This is a genomic window from Streptomyces sp. NPDC021356, from assembly GCF_040641015.1.
GTDB lineage: Bacteria > Actinomycetota > Actinomycetes > Streptomycetales > Streptomycetaceae > Streptomyces.
The window spans coordinates 127,243-144,838 of the sequence record NZ_JBFACU010000021.1 but is presented as its reverse complement, the minus strand read 5'-3'; the positions used below and the strand labels follow the sequence as shown (position 1 = coordinate 144,838).

The 17,596-nt window shown below is 66.7% G+C and carries 12 protein-coding genes; 11 read left to right on the top strand and 1 reads right to left on the bottom strand.

Features of this window, described 5'->3' with window-relative positions; translation table 11 throughout:
* The first annotated feature begins 157 nt into the window (after positions 1 to 157).
* The 11 genes from AB0G56_RS26840 to AB0G56_RS26790 all read left to right on the top strand — a co-directional run bounded on the left by AB0G56_RS26840 (position 158) and on the right by AB0G56_RS26790 (position 16,087).
* Positions 158 to 1,678 carry a folylpolyglutamate synthase/dihydrofolate synthase family protein gene (locus AB0G56_RS26840; protein ID WP_360973554.1) on the top strand — a complete coding sequence of 507 codons (1,521 nt, stop codon included), beginning with the start codon at positions 158 to 160 and terminating at the stop codon, positions 1,676 to 1,678.
* Positions 1,679 to 1,684: 6 nt separating this feature from the next.
* Positions 1,685 to 2,050: a DUF4233 domain-containing protein gene (locus AB0G56_RS26835; protein WP_360973552.1), complete on the top strand. Its 366-nt coding sequence runs from the start codon at positions 1,685 to 1,687 to the stop codon at positions 2,048 to 2,050.
* 55 nt (positions 2,051 to 2,105) lie between these two features.
* Positions 2,106 to 2,519 carry a nucleoside-diphosphate kinase gene (ndk, locus tag AB0G56_RS26830; RefSeq protein WP_360973550.1) on the top strand — a complete coding sequence of 138 codons (414 nt, stop codon included), beginning with the start codon at positions 2,106 to 2,108 and terminating at the stop codon, positions 2,517 to 2,519.
* A gap of 337 nt (positions 2,520 to 2,856) precedes the next feature.
* Positions 2,857 to 3,876 (top strand): rod shape-determining protein, encoded by a 1,020-nt coding sequence (locus tag AB0G56_RS26825; protein WP_037854464.1) that lies wholly within the window; start codon positions 2,857 to 2,859, stop codon positions 3,874 to 3,876.
* A 164-nt stretch (positions 3,877 to 4,040) separates the two neighbouring features.
* Positions 4,041 to 5,000, top strand: coding sequence for a rod shape-determining protein MreC (gene mreC, locus AB0G56_RS26820; protein WP_360973548.1), 960 nt, complete (start codon positions 4,041 to 4,043; stop codon positions 4,998 to 5,000).
* Between the two features lie 17 nt (positions 5,001 to 5,017).
* Positions 5,018 to 5,695, top strand: a complete 678-nt coding sequence (gene mreD / locus AB0G56_RS26815; protein ID WP_360973546.1) for a rod shape-determining protein MreD — start codon at positions 5,018 to 5,020, stop codon at positions 5,693 to 5,695.
* Positions 5,696 to 5,793: 98 nt separating this feature from the next.
* Positions 5,794 to 8,058 carry a penicillin-binding protein 2 gene (mrdA, locus tag AB0G56_RS26810; RefSeq protein ID WP_360973544.1) on the top strand — a complete coding sequence of 755 codons (2,265 nt, stop codon included), beginning with the start codon at positions 5,794 to 5,796 and terminating at the stop codon, positions 8,056 to 8,058.
* A complete protein-coding gene (gene rodA / locus AB0G56_RS26805; protein WP_360973542.1) occupies positions 8,055 to 9,254 on the top strand; it encodes a rod shape-determining protein RodA in 1,200 nt (399 codons plus the stop codon). Before mrdA ends, rodA begins: the two co-directional genes overlap by 4 nt.
* A 149-nt stretch (positions 9,255 to 9,403) precedes the next feature.
* A complete protein-coding gene (locus AB0G56_RS26800; RefSeq protein ID WP_360973540.1) occupies positions 9,404 to 11,344 on the top strand; it encodes a TIGR03960 family B12-binding radical SAM protein in 1,941 nt (646 codons plus the stop codon).
* A gap of 1,115 nt (positions 11,345 to 12,459) precedes the next feature.
* On the top strand, positions 12,460 to 15,042 hold the full coding sequence (locus tag AB0G56_RS26795) for a tetratricopeptide repeat protein (RefSeq protein WP_360973538.1): 2,583 nt from the start codon (positions 12,460 to 12,462) through the stop codon (positions 15,040 to 15,042).
* 130 nt (positions 15,043 to 15,172) lie between these two features.
* Positions 15,173 to 16,087, top strand: a complete 915-nt coding sequence (locus AB0G56_RS26790; RefSeq protein ID WP_360973536.1) for an aminoglycoside phosphotransferase family protein — start codon at positions 15,173 to 15,175, stop codon at positions 16,085 to 16,087.
* 3 nt (positions 16,088 to 16,090) lie between these two features.
* Here AB0G56_RS26790 and AB0G56_RS26785 read toward each other — a convergent pair whose 3' ends face one another.
* Positions 16,091 to 17,467 (bottom strand): sporulation protein, encoded by a 1,377-nt coding sequence (locus AB0G56_RS26785; protein ID WP_360973534.1) that lies wholly within the window; start codon positions 17,465 to 17,467, stop codon positions 16,091 to 16,093.
* Positions 17,468 to 17,596: the final 129 nt, after the last annotated feature.

Here is a 17,596-nt window from a genome sequence, read left to right as displayed (position 1 = left end):
GCCCACCCCCCCCCGCCCCCCCTCGGCCGCGGCGCCCACCCCCGGCGCCGTGGGCAGGGGACGCTCACCGCCCTGGCAGGGCGCCGCCCGCGCCCACGGGCGCCGCCCCGGCGGCACGCATGCCCGCCGGGCGAGCGGGCCTACGTACACTGGCCCCGTGAGCGACCTCCCCCCGTACGACGACAGCGAGCAGCCCGACCCCCTCGACTCCTTCGACGAGATGATCGAGGCCGAGACCACCCGCGACCCCGATCTCGCGGTGATCGAGGCCGGCAGCCGCACCCTGCGCACCCAGGGCGGCCCGCCGAGCACCGACGTGCCCGCGCGTCCCGAGGACCCCGAGGTCGACAAGGCGCTGCGCGACGTCGAGGCGGAGCTGGCGACCCGGTGGGGCGAGACCAAGCTGGAGCCGTCGGTCAGCAGGATCGCCGCGCTGATGGACGTACTGGGCGAGCCGCAGCGGTCGTACCCCTCCATCCACATCACCGGGACCAACGGCAAGACCTCCACCGCCCGCATGATCGAGGCGCTGCTCGGCGCCTTCGAGCTGCGCACCGGCCGGTACACCTCGCCGCACGTGCAGTCGATCACCGAGCGGATCAGCCTGGACGGCGCGCCGGTCTCGGCCGAGCGGTTCATCGAGACGTACCGGGACATCGAGCCGTACGTGGGGATGGTCGACGCCGCTCAGGAGTACCGGCTGTCCTTCTTCGAGGTGCTGACCGGCATGGCGTACGCCGCCTTCGCCGACGCGCCGGTGGACGTGGCCGTCGTCGAGGTGGGCATGGGCGGCAGCTGGGACGCGACGAACGTCATCGACGCGGACGTCGCCGTGATCACCCCGATCGGCCTGGACCACACCGACCGGCTCGGGAACACCACGGGCGAGATCGCGGGGGAGAAGGCCGGGATCATCAAGCAGGACGCCACCGTGATCATGGCGCAGCAGCCGGTGGACGCGGCGCAGGTGCTGCTGAAGAAGTCCGTGGACGTCAATGCCACGGTGGCCCGCGAGGGGCTGGAGTTCGGCGTCGTGGCGCGGCAGGTGGCCGTCGGCGGGCAGCTGCTGACGCTGCGCGGTCTGGGCGGCGAGTACCCGGAGGTGTACCTGCCGCTGCACGGCGCGCACCAGGCGCACAACGCGGCCGTGGCGCTCGCCGCGGTGGAGGCGTTCTTCGGGGTGGGCGCCCAGCGCGCCGAGCCGCTGGACGCGGAGACCGTCCGCAAGGCGTTCGCGGCGGTCAGCTCGCCGGGCCGGATGGAGGTCGTGCGGCGCTCGCCGACCGTGGTGCTGGACGCCGCGCACAACCCGGCGGGCGCGCAGGTCACGGCGGAGGCGGTGCAGGAGGCGTTCGACTTCAGCCGGCTGATCGGTGTGGTCGGGGCCAGCGGCGACAAGAACGTGCGCGGTCTGCTGGAGGCGTTCGAGCCGATCTTCGCGGAGGTCGTGGTCACGCAGAACTCCAGCCACCGCGCGATGGACGCCGACGAGCTGGCCGCGATCGCCGTGGAGGTGTTCGGCGAGGAGCGGGTCCAGGTCGAGCCGCGGCTGCCGGACGCGCTGGAGGCCGCCATCACGCTCGCCGAGGAAGAGGGCGAGTTCTCCGGTGGCGGTGTGCTCGTCACCGGTTCCGTCATCACCGTGGGTGAGGCCCGACTGCTCCTCGGGAGGGGCTGACTTTTTGTGCGTACGCTGTGTTCCTCGACTCTGATCGGCGAGTTCTTCGTCATCGGCTTCGCCGCGCTGGTCGCGATGAAGGACCCCGGTCTGTCCATGTCGACCGTGTGGACGGTCAGCGGCATCGCGATGGTGCTGTGCGTGCTGCTGTGCGGGGTGCTGACGCGGCCCGGCGGGGTGGCGCTCGGCTGGGCGCTGCAGATCGCGCTCGTCGCCTCCGGTCTCGTGGTGCCGGTGATGTACTTCCTGGGCGCGGTGTTCGCGGGGCTGTGGTGGGCGTCGGTGCACTTCGGGCGGAAGATCGACGAGGCGAAGGCGAGATTCGCGGAGCGGGCCGCGGAGGCCGGCTCCGCCTCGGCTGACGCTGTGTGACCGCGACCTTGTAGGGTCGTCCCACCGCACATCTGTACAGCAGAAGGAGTCCACCGTGACCCAGCGCACCCTCGTCCTCCTCAAGCCCGACGCGGTCCGTCGTGGCCTGACCGGCGAGATCATCAGCCGTATCGAGCGCAAGGCCGGCTGGCAGATCACCGCGCTGGAGCTGCGCTCCCTGGACCAGGACACGCTGGAGCAGCACTACGGTGAGCACAAGGGCAAGCCGTTCTACGAGCCGCTGGTGGCGTTCATGGCCTCCGGTCCGGTCGTGGCCATGATCGTCGAGGGCGAGCGGGTCATCGAGGGTGTGCGTGCCCTGGCCGGTCCGACCGACCCGATCGCCGCCGCGCCCGGTTCCGTCCGCGGGGACTACGGTGTGATCGTGCGGGAGAACCTGATCCACGCCTCCGACTCCGAGGAGTCCGCCGAGCGCGAGGTGAAGATCTTCTTCCCCGGCCGCGGCTGACCCGGACCGTCGGGTCGCCGCCGGGTACCGGGCGCCGGCTCCGCTTCACGCTTTCTGACGTATCGTCAGTTCATCGCTCCGTCTGACCTGGGCGGCCGTGGGAACCCGGCCGCCCAGCGGCATACCCGGTGCCGATCGGGGGAACGCGTGCCCCCGATGGCCCGTCTCCACAAGCGAGGCGGTACGCCATCTGCTGACAATGGCGGAGACCCTCGCGCAGTGTTCGTGCAGGCGCGTTTACGATGGAAGCCTTCACGTCACAGCACCCACCTCGCCGTACCTGAAATGCCCTCAAAAGCTACCGGGGAAGGCCAGACGAATCCTGATGGGGAACTCAATGTCGTTCATCGGCCGTGACATGGCTGTCGACCTCGGGACCGCCAACACGCTGGTGTACGTCAGGGGTCGCGGGATCGTACTCAACGAGCCGTCCGTCGTCGCGATCAACACGAACACCGGTGGCATCCTCGCGGTCGGCGCCGAGGCGAAGAAGATGATCGGGCGCACGCCCGGCAACATCGTCGCCGTGCGCCCGCTCAAGGACGGCGTCATCGCGGACTTCGAGATCACCGAGCGGATGCTCCGCTACTTCATCCTGAAGATCCACAAGCGGCGGTACCTGGCTCGTCCGCGGGTCGTGGTCTGCGTCCCCTCCGGCATCACCGGCGTCGAGCGCCGCGCGGTCATCGAGGCCTCCTCCCAGGCCGGCGCCCGCCAGGTGCACATCATCGAGGAGCCCATGGCCGCGGCCATCGGCTCCGGCCTGCCGGTCCACGAGGCCACGGGCAACATGGTGGTGGACATCGGCGGCGGCACCACGGAGGTCGCGGTCATCTCGCTCGGCGGCATCGTCACCGCCCAGTCCATCCGCGTCGCGGGCGACGAACTGGACAACGCGATCATCCAGCACGTCAAGAAGGAGTACAGCCTTCTGCTGGGCGAGCGCACGGCCGAGCAGATCAAGATCACGATCGGCTCCGCGTACGAACTCGACGCCGACGAGCACACCGAGATCCGCGGCCGGGACCTCGTCTCCGGCCTGCCGAAGACCGTCGTCATCTCGGCCGCCGAGGTGCGCAAGGCCATCGAGGAACCGGTCAACGCGATCGTCGACGCCGTCAAGACGACCCTCGACAAGTGCCCGCCGGAGCTGTCCGGCGACATCATGGACCGGGGCATCGTGCTGACCGGCGGCGGCGCGCTGCTGCGCGGCCTGGACGAGCGGCTGCGCCGGGAGACCGGCATGCCGATCCACATCGCCGAGGACCCGCTGGACAGCGTGGCGCTCGGCTCCGGGAAGTGCGTCGAGGAATTCGAGGCGCTGCAGCAGGTACTGGACGCCCAGCCGCGCCGATGAGGAAACTTTTCGATTCCGCCGTACGAGATGATCTCCTCTCGTACGGCGGATCGTTGATATAGAGGCATAAGCTCCCACAAATGGGCCCCTTGGGTTTGCGCTTCGCCACCGGCGCTCACCGGGGGCCACCCGAATTCCTACGAGGAAGGGCACGGCCGCCGCACGTGAGGGACACGAAAGAGAGCCGGCTGCTCCTGGTGCTGCTGATCGCCGTAGCGTTCGCGCTGATCACGGTGGACATCCGCGGCGGGGAGAACTCCCCGGTGGACGGCGCCCGACGCGCCGCCGCCACCGTCTTCGGCCCGATCGAGAACGGCGTGTCGGGCGCGGTGGACCCGGTCGGCAACGCCGTCTCCGCGATCCGCGACTCGGGCGACCGCCACGACCGGCTCGCCACGCTGGAGAAGGAGAACGCGGCGCTCAAGGCCAAGCTCGGCAGCGACGACCGCAACCGCAGCCGCCTCAGCCAGCTGGACAAGATGCTCAAGCTGGCCGGCGAGGGCCAGTACGGCATCAAGGGCGCCCAGGTCATCGCCATAGGAGCCGCGCAGGGCTTCTCCTGGACCATCACCATCGACGCCGGCTCCAACGACGGCATCCGGCGCGACATGACCGTTCTCAACGGCGACGGACTCGTCGGCCGCGTCACCACCGTCGGCCCCGACTCCGCGACCGTCCTGCTCGCCAACGACCCCGACTTCACCGTAGGCACCCGTATGGAGGGCAGCGACGAACTAGGCTTCGCCTCCGGGCAGGGCGACCGCCCGATGCGCGTCCAGCTCCTCAACGGCAAGGCGGATGTGAAGAAGGGCGACCGGCTCATCACCTTCGGCTCGCAGTCCGACAAGCCGTTCGTGCCCGGCGTCCCGGTCGGTGTCGTCTCCCGCGTCGACCCCTCCGGCGGCGACCTGACGCGCACCGTCTACGTCACGCCGTACGTCGGCTTCAGCAAGCTCGACGTCGTCGGCGTCGTCGTCCAGGCCCCGAAGAAGGACCCGCGCGACGCGGTCCTGCCGCCCAAGCCCAAGCCGACCCCGACGCCCACGGTCACCGTGACGGTCACCCCGTCATCGGACGCCGGCGGCAGCCCCGACGCGCAGTCCACCGACGGCCAGCAGCAGTAGGAGCGAGAAAAGTCCCCATGCGTCTCAACCGGATCCTGCTCTCCACCGTGCTGGTCGTCGTCGCCCTGGTGATCCAGGTGAGCGTCCTGGCCCGGCTGCACCTGCCGGGCGCCGTCCCCGACCTGCTGCTGCTCACCGTGCTCGGCCTGGCCATGGTCTACGGCCACGTCGGCGGCTGCCTCGTGGGCTTCGGCGCCGGACTCCTCGCCGACCTCGCCCCGCCCGCCGACCACGCCGCCGGGCGCTACGCCCTCGTGCTGTGCGTCATCGGCTACCTCGCCGGACTCATCAAGCCCGAGACCGGACAGGTCAAGTCGGCCACCGGCCCGATGGCCGTGGTGGTCGCCGCCGCCATCGGCTCCACCCTGCTCTACGCCGGGGTCGGCGCCCTCGTCGGCGACACCGCCGCCCGCCACGTCGGCCTGCCCGGCCTGCTGATCAGCGCCGCCGTCTACGACCTGCTGCTCGCCCCGTTCGTCGTCCCCGGCATCATGGCGCTCGCCCGGCGCGCCGAGAACGACCCGCTCGCCGAGGCCGGTTCCGCCTCCAAGAAGGCCGACATCTCCTCCGGCTGGCTCTCCTCGGGCACCGGACTGCGCATCGGCGGCCAGCGCGGCGCGCTCGGCGGCCTGAAGACGAAGGCCCGCAACCGCTCCACCCGGGTGGGCCGCATCAAGGGGGTCAAGCGCCTGTGACGGCACGGCGGCCGAACGGCGTCCGGTCACCCGGCTCGCCCGGGCACGACACGTACGCGCACAGCTCATCCGCACACTGAGAGGGGGAGGCAGCACCAGTGACCAACATTCCCGAGACCGGCCGGACCCCACGGGTCCAGACCCGGCTCGTCGTCATCCAGATCCTCGTCCTCTCCCTGCTCGGCACCCTGGGCGGCCGGCTGTGGTACCTGCAGATCCGCGAGGGCGCCCACTACCAGAAGGAGGCGTCCGGCAACCACGTCCAGCAGGTGGTCCAGCCCGCCACGCGCGGCTCGATCCTGGACGCCCGCGGAGTGCCCCTCGCCGACAACGAGACCCGCCTGGTGGTCTCCGCCTCCCGCACCGACCTGCTCAAGCAGAAGGACGACGGCAAGGCGGTCCTCACCAAGCTCGCCGGCGTCCTCGGCATGGACCCGCAGGAGATACTGCAGAAGGTCCGGCTCTGCGACGCCAAGACCCCGCAGCCCTGCTGGAACGGCTCGCCCTACCAGCCCATCCCGATCACCGACGAGGCCACCCCCAAGCAGGCCCTGCAGATCCGCGAACGCGCCGAGGACTTCCCCGGCGTCACCGCCGAACCCGAGGCCGTGCGCCGCTACGCCGGCGCCGGCAAGTCCAACACCGCGCAGGTCCTCGGCTACCTCTCACCCGTCACCGACGACGAGATCCAGAAGGCCAAGGACACCCCCTCGCCCTACCTGCGCTCCGACATGGTCGGCCGCTCGGGCCTGGAGCGGCAGTACGACAAGGAACTGCGCGGCAAGGCCGGCGTCACCCGCTACGAGGTCGACAACCTCGGCCGGGTCATCGGCAAGGCCAAGTCGGATGCGGCCGAGCCCGGTTCGAACCTGGTCACCAGCATCGACGCCCGCGTCCAGCGGGTCGCCGAGTACGAGCTGGACAAGGCGATGAAGACCGCCCGCCAGCAGTACGACAGCATCACCGGCACCAACTACAAGGCGGACTCCGGCGCCGTCGTCGTCATGGAGGCCAAGACGGGCCGCGTCGTCGCCATGGCGTCCGCGCCGACGTACGACCCCAACGTGTGGGTCGGCGGCATCTCCGCCAAGGACTACAAGGCGCTCACCGGCAAGGACTCCGACTACCCGCTGCTGAACCGCGCCATACAGGGTCAGTCCGCGCCCGGCTCGACCTTCAAGGTGGTCTCCACGGCCGCCGCGGTCCAGGCCGGCTACGACTTCAACGGCGCCTACCCGTGCACCAGTTCCTACTCGGTCGGCGGGCAGACCTTCAAGAACTTCGAGGGCGAGAACTTCGGCGACATCACCCTCGGCCGCGCCCTGGAGGTCTCCTGCGACACCGTCTTCTACGGTCTCGCGGACAGCGAGTGGAAGAGGGACGGCGGCATCAACCCGAAGAAGGGCAAGCCCAAGGACTGGTTCTTCAAGACGGCCCACCAGTTCGGCCTCGGCAAGGAGACCGGCATCGACCTGCCCAACGAGGTCACCGGCCGCGTCCCCGACCGCCAGTGGAAGCAGCGGTACTGGCAGGCCAACAAGGACGCCTGGTGCAAGTCCGGCAAGAAGAACGGCACCTACGTCGAGAAGATCGCCTACGAGAACTGCCTCGAAGGCAACAAGATGCGCGAAGGCGACGAGATCAACTACTCCATCGGCCAGGGCGACACCCTGCTCACCCCGATCCAGGAGGCCGTGATCTACGGCGCGATCTCCAACGGCGGCACCATGTACACCCCGACCATCGGCAAGGCCGTCATCAGCCCCGACGGCAAGCACGTCACCGAGATCAAGCCCGAGTCCCACGGCAGGCTGCCCATCACCAAGGCCACCCGCGACATGATGGACCAGGCGCTCGCCGGCGTCGCCACGCGCGGCACCGCCGCCTGGAAGTTCAACGGCTGGCCGCAGGACAAGATCCCGCTGCACGCCAAGACCGGTACCGCCGAGGTCTACGGCAAGCAGACCACGTCCTGGCTCGCCACCTACACCAAGGACTACACGGTCATCATGACCATCGCCCAGGCCGGTACCGGCTCCGGCGCCTCCGGTGAGGCCGTGCGCAACATCTACAGCTCCCTGTACGGCGTGCAGGCCGACGGCTCCGTCGACAACAAGAGGGCCCTGCTGCCCACCCCGCAGAAGAGCCTGCCGGCGATCCAGCCCGACGGCACCATCCCCGCCCCCAAGATCCCCGGCGACCCGGCCAAGGACCAGGAGAAGATCGCCAAGCAGGTCGCCGAGCAGGGCAACACCACCGCCCCCGACAACCAGCAGACACCGGCGACCACCAACACGCCCACGGGCAACCGTGACACCCGCAGGCGCGCGCGCCGCAGGGGGAGCCGGAGGACCACCGCATGACCGGCGCGAACAACTTCTCCGTCCCCGGGTACGGCCCCCAGCGGGCCGGCTGGACCCGGCTCCTCGCCCGTGACTCGGTGGTCCGCCGCCTGGACTGGCCGATACTGCTGTCGGCGCTCGCCCTCTCCGGGATCGGCACCGCCCTCGTCTTCTCGGCCACCCGCAACCGCACCGAGATCAACCAGGGCGACCCCTACTACTTCCTGATCCGCAACCTGCTGAACACCGGCATCGGGCTCGCCCTGATGATCGGCACCGTCTGGCTGGGCCACCGCACGCTGCGCAGCGCGGTCCCGATCCTCTACGGCGCCTCGCTCTTCGGCATCCTGCTGGTGCTCACCCCGCTCGGCGCCACCATCAACGGCAGCCGCAACTGGATCGTGCTCGGCGGCGGCTTCTCCATCCAGCCCTCGGAGTTCGTGAAGATCACGATCATCCTCGGGATGGCGATGATGCTCGCCGCGCGGGTGGACGCCGGTGACAAGGAGTACCCCGACCACCGCACGGTCCTGCAGTCCCTGGGCCTGGCCGCCGTACCGATCCTGATCGTGCTGCTCATGCCCGACCTCGGCACGGTCCTGGTCCTGGTGGCCATCATCCTGGGTGTGCTGCTCGCCTCCGGCGCCTCCAACCGCTGGGTGTTCGGCCTGCTCGCCACGGGCGCGGTCGGCTGTATCGCCATCTGGCAGCTGCACATCCTCGACGAGTACCAGATCAACCGGTTCGCGGCCTTCGCCAACCCCAGCCTCGACCCGTCCGGCGTCGGCTACAACACCAACCAGGCCCGCATCGCCATCGGTTCCGGCGGCCTCACCGGCGCGGGCCTCTTCCACGGCTCGCAGACCACCGGCCAGTTCGTCCCCGAACAGCAGACCGACTTCGTCTTCACGGTGGCGGGGGAGGAGCTGGGCTTCGCCGGCGCGGGCCTGATCATCGTGCTGCTCGGCGTCGTCCTGTGGCGCGCGTGCCGCATCGCCCGCGAGACCACCGAGCTGTACGGCACCGTCGTGGCCGCCGGGATCGTCGCCTGGCTCGCCTTCCAGGGCTTCGAGAACATCGGCATGACGCTCGGCATCATGCCGGTCACCGGCCTGCCCCTGCCGTTCGTCTCCTACGGCGGCTCGTCCATGTTCGTGGTCTGGGTGGCGGTGGGCCTGCTCCAGTCCATCCGGGTGCAGCGGCCCATGTCGGCGTAGGACGCCGGACCCACCGGCCCCGTTCTCACCGGCGCCGACCCCGCCGCGGGTCGGCGCAGGCCCGGTCCCGCGCCGCGGCCGTTCGGGGCAGTCCTCCGGCCGGGTTAGGCTTGAGGGTCACCCCTGTCAGCTCACGAAAGTTCCCCGCGATGACCGTCGAGTCGGTTTTCCCGCAGCTCGAAGCCTTGCTCCCGCATGTGCAGAAGCCGATCCAGTACGTGGGCGGCGAGCTCAACTCCACCGTCAAGAGCTGGGACGAGTGCGACGTCCGCTGGGCGCTCATGTACCCGGACGCCTACGAGGTCGGCCTGCCCAACCAGGGCGTCATGATCCTCTACGAGGTGCTGAACGAACGCGAGGGCGTCCTCGCCGAGCGCACCTACAGCGTGTGGCCCGACCTCGAGGCGCTGATGCGCGAGCACGGCGTCCCGCAGTTCACGGTGGACAGCCACCGCCCCGTGAAGGCCTTCGACGTGTTCGGCCTGTCCTTCTCCACGGAGCTGGGCTACACCAACATGCTCACGGCCCTGGACCTGGCCGGCATCCCCCTCCAGGCCAGGGACCGCACGGTCGACGACCCGATCGTCATGGCCGGCGGCCACGCGGCCTTCAACCCCGAGCCGATCGCCGACTTCATCGACTGCGCGGTCATCGGCGACGGCGAGCAGGCGGTCCTGGAGGTCACGGAGATCGTCCGCGCCTGGAAGGCCGAGGGCCGCCCCGGTGGCCGCGAGGAACTCCTCTTCCGCCTGGCGCGGACCGGCGGGGTCTACGTCCCCGGCTTCTACGACGTCGAGTACCTCCCCGACGGCCGTATCGCCCGCGTCGTGCCCAACAAGTCCGGCGTGCCGTGGCGCGTGTCCAAGCACACCGTGATGGACCTGGACGAGTGGCCCTACCCCAAGCAGCCCCTCGTCCCGCTCGCGGAGACCGTCCACGAGCGCATGTCGGTGGAGATCTTCCGGGGCTGCACGCGCGGCTGCCGCTTCTGCCAGGCCGGCATGATCACCCGCCCGGTGCGCGAGCGCTCCATCACGGGCATCGGCGACATGGTCGACAAGGGCCTGAAGGCGACCGGCTTCGAGGAAGTCGGCCTGCTCTCCCTGTCCTCCGCGGACCACAGCGAGATCGGCGACATCGCCAAGGGCCTCGCCGACCGCTACGAGGACGACAAGATCGGCCTCTCCCTGCCCTCCACCCGCGTGGACGCCTTCAACGTGGACCTGGCCAACGAGCTGACCCGCAACGGCCGCCGCTCGGGCCTCACGTTCGCCCCCGAGGGCGGCTCCGAGCGCATGCGCAAGGTCATCAACAAGATGGTCTCCGAGGACGACCTGATCCGCACCGTCGCCACGGCCTACGGCAACGGCTGGCGCCAGGTCAAGCTGTACTTCATGTGCGGCCTGCCCACCGAGACCGACGACGACGTCCTGCAGATCGCCGACATGGCGACCCACGTCATCGCCAAGGGCCGCGAGGTCTCCGGCTCGGGCGACATCCGCTGCACGGTCTCCATCGGCGGTTTCGTCCCCAAGCCGCACACCCCCTTCCAGTGGGCCCCGCAGCTCTCGGCCGAGGAGACGGACGCCCGCCTCACCAAGCTCCGGGACAAGATCCGCGGCGACAAGAAGTACGGCCGCTCCATCGGCTTCCGCTACCACGACGGCAAGCCCGGCATCGTCGAGGGCCTGCTCTCCCGCGGCGACCGCCGCATCGGCGCGGTGATCCGCGCGGTCTACGAGGACGGCGGCCGCTTCGACGGCTGGCGCGAGCACTTCTCCTACGACCGCTGGATGGCCTGCGCGGACAAGGCGCTGGCCCCCTTCGGCGTCGACGTCGACTGGTACACCACCCGCGAGCGCTCCTACGAGGAGGTCCTGCCCTGGGACCACCTGGACTCCGGCCTGGACAAGGACTGGCTCTGGGAGGACTGGCAGGACGCCCTCGACGAGACCGAGGTGGAGGACTGCCGCTGGACCCCGTGCTTCGACTGCGGCGTGTGCCCGGCGATGGACACATGGCCACAAGTAAGCGACAGCGGCAAGAAGCTGCTGCCGCTGACGGTCAAGAAGTCGGCTCCTACCAGCTGAAACGGGGGACCGGGGGTGGACGAGCCGCTGCGACGCGTCGCTGAGGCTGTGGCGGATGTCACAGAGGAGGGCGCGGTGGCGGTACTGAGCGCGCTGGGCATGCAGAGGGAGCGGCAGCGGCCGGCGCAGAGTGCGCCTAGTACGCCGCTGCCGCCGCCTGGGGGCTCCTCAGCGGTTCACTCCGAGGTGGAGTGGGTTTGAGGGGCCTGCCGTCCTCGAGACGGCCGTCTGCGACCGCTCGCACCATCGGGCAGCCACCACCCGCAGGGGAAGAGGGGGGAGACTTTAACCGGGCTGAGCTGTGCCACCGGCAGCACCTTCGGACACCAAAAACCCCAACGGGTACTGCGGGCTGGGCAGTACCGGCGTGTCCTGCCCGATCGGTGTCGCCAAAGCTGACGGCTGGGCGACACCAGCTGCATTCTGTGGTGCTCGCAGCGCTGTGCTGGTGACCTTGATCTGACGACACTTGGGGCAGTGAGTCAGGTTGGCTCGCACCAACGCCACCAGGGTCCACCGCGCCGCGCTCACACAACTCTTCCCGCCGCGGTCACCGACTGGCGACCGTGACCCAGAAGCGGGGCAACGACACCCAACTGCACGACAGTGCTGATCGTTACCCTCGGCCGAAACCTGTACGTGGAACCATGCACGGGCACACCAGCGTGTGCTGTAAAACAGTGACATCCGGTCAGAGTGCTTGGGGGGCAACGCGTGACTCAGTCGGCAAAGCGTGGTGTCGCGGCCTTTCTCACCGTGGTGGTGGCTGCCGCGACAGGTCTCGTTACCAACTTCGTTACTGACAAGCCTTTTTGGGCCTGGTGGATCGCTCTCATCGTACTCGTAGCGGTGGGGGCGGCCTTGCAGTACTACCTTGGTAGAGCTGGATCTTCAGAAGGCTCCGCCGGGCCAACGGCAGCCCTAGGTGCAGGATCTGTGTCGATCGGCGGGTCTTCAAGATCGACGATCAAGACGCGAGTCGTCGGTCGGGATCAGCCGAGCAGTTCAGTGCAACCGCGCGGCGTCGTGACAACCGGGCCAGGAGCCGTTGCTGTAGGAGGAGATGCTGGGGGGCCCATTGAGACGGAAGTTACTCAGAGCGCTGAGGAGAATCGTTGAAGACACGTGGCACGGAAGCCAGTGGTACCGCCGCAGTGGCGATCAGCGGGGATGCCCACCAGCCGATCCTAACTAACCCGACTATCAATATCAGCGTCTCTGAAGCCGCGAGCGTACCGGCCGCTCGCCTGCGGCTACTACCTCCTGATATCCCGGACTTCGTCGGTCGGCAAGCCGAGATCGAACTACTAGGGATTTCACCTGTCTCTCCGAACCCAAGTACACCTCCCGCCAGGGTAATTATCACGGGAAAACCAGGTGTAGGAAAGACTGCCCTAGCAGTCCACGCGTCTTACCTCGCGAGCGACTCGTATGCGGATGGCGACCTCTATATAGATCTGCGCGGTGCCGACGAGCATCCCGCGTCCCCCGAAGAAGCAATGGGGCGTATTATGAGGTCTCTCGGGATACCAGAGGAAGAAATCCCGGGTGACTCCCCGACTCGACTGGACGCCTATCGCAAAGTGACAGCGGATCGATCACTCATCATTGTCTTAGATAATGCCAGCGACGAACGACAGCTACGGCCACTTATCCCTCCAGGGAATTCAGCACTCGTACTCATCACCAGCCGAAGTCAGCTGCGCGGGCTAGAGGGATTCCAAAGAATCGATCTCGAAATCTTCCCCTCCACTACATCCCTCGACTTTCTTAGAAGGGTAACTGGAGAGGAAATAGTGAATGCTGATCCAGCAAGCGCAGAAACAGTGATCGAGGCATGCGTGCACCTTCCGTTGGCCCTGCGGATTGCCGCAAATCGGCTCACCTCGACACGTAATATGCGCATGTCTCATCTTGCGCAAGATCTTATGGACATGCGCAGTCTCCTTGGAGCTCTAGAAGTTGGCGATTTGGCCGTTAGGGCTGCCTTCAATCTCTCGTATCGAAAGCTTAGCAAGGGCGCAAAGAACGCTTTCAAGAGGCTTTCATGCGTACCAGGCGAAGACTTTGGCCCCGGCCTGTGCTCGGCCCTGATGGGGTGCGACGAACGGCAGGCAGGGAAAGTCCTCTTAAAACTCGAAGAGGCCAATCTAATCGAACCATCAGCCACATATGGGAGATACCGTTTTCACGATCTCCTGCGGGTTTACTCGCATGAGAAATTCAACGAGGATGACGCAAAGAAGAAAGCACAGGCAATTCAGCGCATGCTCGACTGGCTGAAGCATTCAGCCATCAAAGCTCATTTTTTCCTCCTCGGGCATCTGCAAGTACAATTCAATCTAGACAATGCTGCAGACATCGGCTCGGCGGAATCTGCTCTTGCTTGGGCGAAAAATGAGCTCCCGAATGCCGCGGCCGCCATCAAGATCGCGCTCACTCATGACACGGTCGAGAAAGCGGCAGGTTTTGCGGCATCTCTGTCCAATATTTGCGAAATTCTAGGCGAATGGCAGATTTGGGAAGAGGTCCTACATTGGGGCATTCCCGCTGCCAGGCGGCTCGGTGACCCTTTGGGTGAGATTCTAATGCTCACCGCTCAGGCAAACCTCGCGCGATACAGGCGAGAGTTCGATCGGGGACTTGATCTTGCTTCCCATGTATATTCAAAATCCCTAGAGTCAGGTGCTGAGATCGCGATCGCTTCATCCGCAAACCTGCTCGCCTGCCTATACATGGACTGCGGAAGGCTTGATGAAGGAATTCCTCTCCTTGAAGAAAGCCTGGAGATATATCAGCGGCTCGGAATTGAACATGAAATCGGCCAGGTTCTGTACAATCTAGGGGCGATCCATCGAGCTTCAGGAAACACCAAGAAGGCTATTGAATATTTCGAAAAGGATTTGCAGGTTTGCCTGGATTCCCGAGACGAATCCGGTGCGGCAGAGACCTTGAATACTCTTGCGCTGGCGCATTTTGAAATGGGAAATCTGGAAGAGGCGGAGAAACTTCAACGCGACTCGCTAGCAAAATTTAAGAAGATCGACAACCCTCATAAAGTGAGCATGGTGAGCAATGACCTAGGTGTCACGCTTAGACGGCTCGAAAAGTTCGATGAAGCGCTGCGTCTGCACCTTGATGACATTGAGCTGTGCAGAATCATTGGCAGTCGGTCCGGCGAAGCAGTAGCGCAAGCAAATGCTGCAGAGACTCTTCATGCTCTCGGGGACTCAGAAGGAGCTGAGGTGAGGTTCAATGCGGCCGTTTCGGTACTTATTGAATTGGACGACAAGCCTCGCCTAGCCCACGCTCTAATCGCACAGACCCCTCTACTCTTCTCAATTCAGAAACACCAGATCGCTGAGGAGTATGCATCTAAGGCGATCCCTGTGCTCCTTGAATATGGAGCGACACGTGATGCTGCCGGCGCGCATCAACTTCTTGCTCGGGAATTCGCGCTCATCGGTGAGCATGATAAGGCGCTCTTGCATGCCAAGGAATCAATTCAGCTCAGTGAAACTTTCACATCTCCGTACTTTCGGGCGGTGGGTTACATCATCGCATTGAAGGAGTGCTTGGAACTCCGGCTAACTGAAGAGGCTAAGAGTTTCAACGAAGCGCTCCGACGCTTGGTAGCGGCAAACCCGGAGCTATTGACCTCACTCGGCAAGAGTTTGGATGAGAGTTTCAAGTCATAAACTTCTCCTTCCGTCAGACATTCTCCAACTGACTCCGGGTACGGTCTGAGGCGTGTCTGGCGTACGCCGGGTTGGTCATCCGTGGGCGTGCGCTGGTTGATCGCGCGCGACTAGGGGAGCTGGTACGGGCATGGCGGTTGGCGCTGCTCGATCGGAAGAGGGGTTCGCCTCGGCGGGCGCTGCACGGGTGATGGTTGCCGCGTGCCGGGCTGCGGGACTCGATGGCGAGGGCGCGGAGTTGATCCGGCTCGGGGAGAACGCGTTGTTCCGGCTGGCCTCGGTGCCGATGGTCGTGCGCGTGGCTCGTGGGCCGGAGTGGCTGACCACGGCTCGCAAAGAGGTGGCTGTCTCACGGTGGTTGGCGGATGAGGGGTTTCCCGCCGCTCGGATCGTCGAGGATCTTGAGCAGCCGCTCGTGGTCGACGGTCGCCCGGTGACCTTCTGGCATCTGATCGTTGAGGGGGACCGGAAGGCGGCGTATGGGGAGCTGGGGGCCGCCCTGCGGGATCTGCACGCCTTGAGGGTGCCGGACGGGCTTGAGCTGCCGTCGTTCGATCCCTTCGACAAGCAAGAGCTGCGGATCAGCCGGGCCGCGATTCCGGAGGACGACAGGGTCTTCTTGCGGAAGCGGTGGCGTGAGTTGCGCGACCAGTTCGGGGAGCTGACGTTCGAGACGCCCAAGGGTCCAGTACATGGTGACGCTCACGTGCAGAACCTCATGGTGAACGATCGAGGTGAAGTCGTTCTGATCGACTTCGAGGCCTTCTGCTTCGATCACCCCGAGTGGGACCTGATGGTCACAGCCACGGAGCATCACAGCCTCGGGTGGCAGACCGACGAGCAGTACGCCGACTTCGTCCGGGCCTACGGGCGGGATCTGTACGACTGGCTCGGCTATGACACGCTTCGTCGGCTCCAAGAGTTCGGCATGACGACGTGGCTCATGCAAAACGTGCAGGAAGACCAGGAGACGGCCGACGAGTACCGCCGGCGCATCTCCGCACTGCGCAACGACGATGCACCACGGGACTGGCGTCCGCGGTAGCTGTTACTCGTCCTCGTCGTCCAGGCGGGCGAGTGCTTCGTTGACCTGCTCGTTGAAGGCGACGACGGCGGGGTGGGTCGCGTGCGCGCTGACCTCTACCTGGAAGTCGGTGACGTAGCGCTGGAAGCGGTTGGACTGGAGGGTGTCGCCGCCGTCGACGGCGAGGCTGGCTGTGGTGACGGCGGCCTCCAGGTCACCGCTCAGTAGCTGGCTCTGGGCGAGCACCATGCGGCAGAAACCGAGGGTGCGGGCGTACTGGGGGTCGGTGCTGTCGACGGCGCGCTGTGCGTGCTCGACGGCTTCGCGGCGCATCTTCAGGTCGCGGAAGCAGTGGCAGAACTCGCCCAGGAGTTCGGCGTCGTCGAAGTAGCTGAGCCATGCGGGGTCGTCGGCGGTGTCGGCCTGGCCGAAGTGGCGTTCGGCTTGGTTCATGGCGGGGCCGGCTCCGGTGCGGTCGCCTGCGTTGGAGAGGGCGCGGGCCTCCATGGCCCAGTAGTTCGCCATGGCGCGTGGGGTGGCCCGGCCCTTGGCGCCCTCGACGGCGGCTCGGGCGAGCTGGATGGCTTGGGCGTGGTTGCCGAGGTAGTTGGCCTGGTGGCTGAGGTTGCCGAGGATGCGGGCGCCGAACATGCGGTCGTCGATGACCTGGGACAGGCGCAGCGTGGAGGTGAGGTAGCGGTGGGCGAGTCGGTGGTTGCCGACGTCGTACGCGGTCCATGCGAGCAACTGGGAGACCTCGGCGGCGGCGCTGAAGAGCGCGTGGCCTACCTTCTCGTTGTAGCTGGCGCTGAGTAGCGGTAGTACTTCGTGGCGGAAGTAGTGGCGTAAGGCTCGGTGGCCGTGGCCTCCGCCGTACTTGAAGTCGAGCTGCATGAACGTGGCGGCTGCGTCTCTGATCGCGCGCACGTCGCGCATGCCGACGCGTTGGTGAGCGGGTCGGTCGGCCTGGATGCCGTCGGGGCGCGCGATCAACCAGGAGAGGACTGCTGCGCTGAGGTCGGCGTCCGCGACGACCAAGCGGTGAGTGACCGCGGCCTCGGCTCGTTCCTGGGCGAGTCCGTCCAGTATGGACAGCACGTCCGGCACGGTGCTCGGGTAGCCGACGGGGTCCGGAGCGGTCGGCTTGGAGTGGTCGAAGAAGCCGAGATCGCCCGGCGTGACGCGGCGGCCCAGCTTGGCGCTCAGAACGTCCGCCATGATCGCTGCTGTCTGCGGTTGGATACCCGCGCCGTCCCGCCATCGTTGCACTGAGACGTGCGTCGTCCCGAGGCTGATACCTCGCTGGTCTGCGGCATCTTGCATCCGCCTGGCAAGGCCTTTGTTCGAGACTTTCGCCTCGTCCATGACTGCGATCAATTGCGCGTTCGGCTCTCGGTTCATGCTCCCCTGCCAACCCGAGAATGACGGCGAGTGTTCATCGTGTCACAGCAGGATCGCTTTGGGGGGGGGTTCATTGGTGAACCCCCTTTGCGTTTACCCATGTTCATGTGAACCCCCTGGTGAACGCTC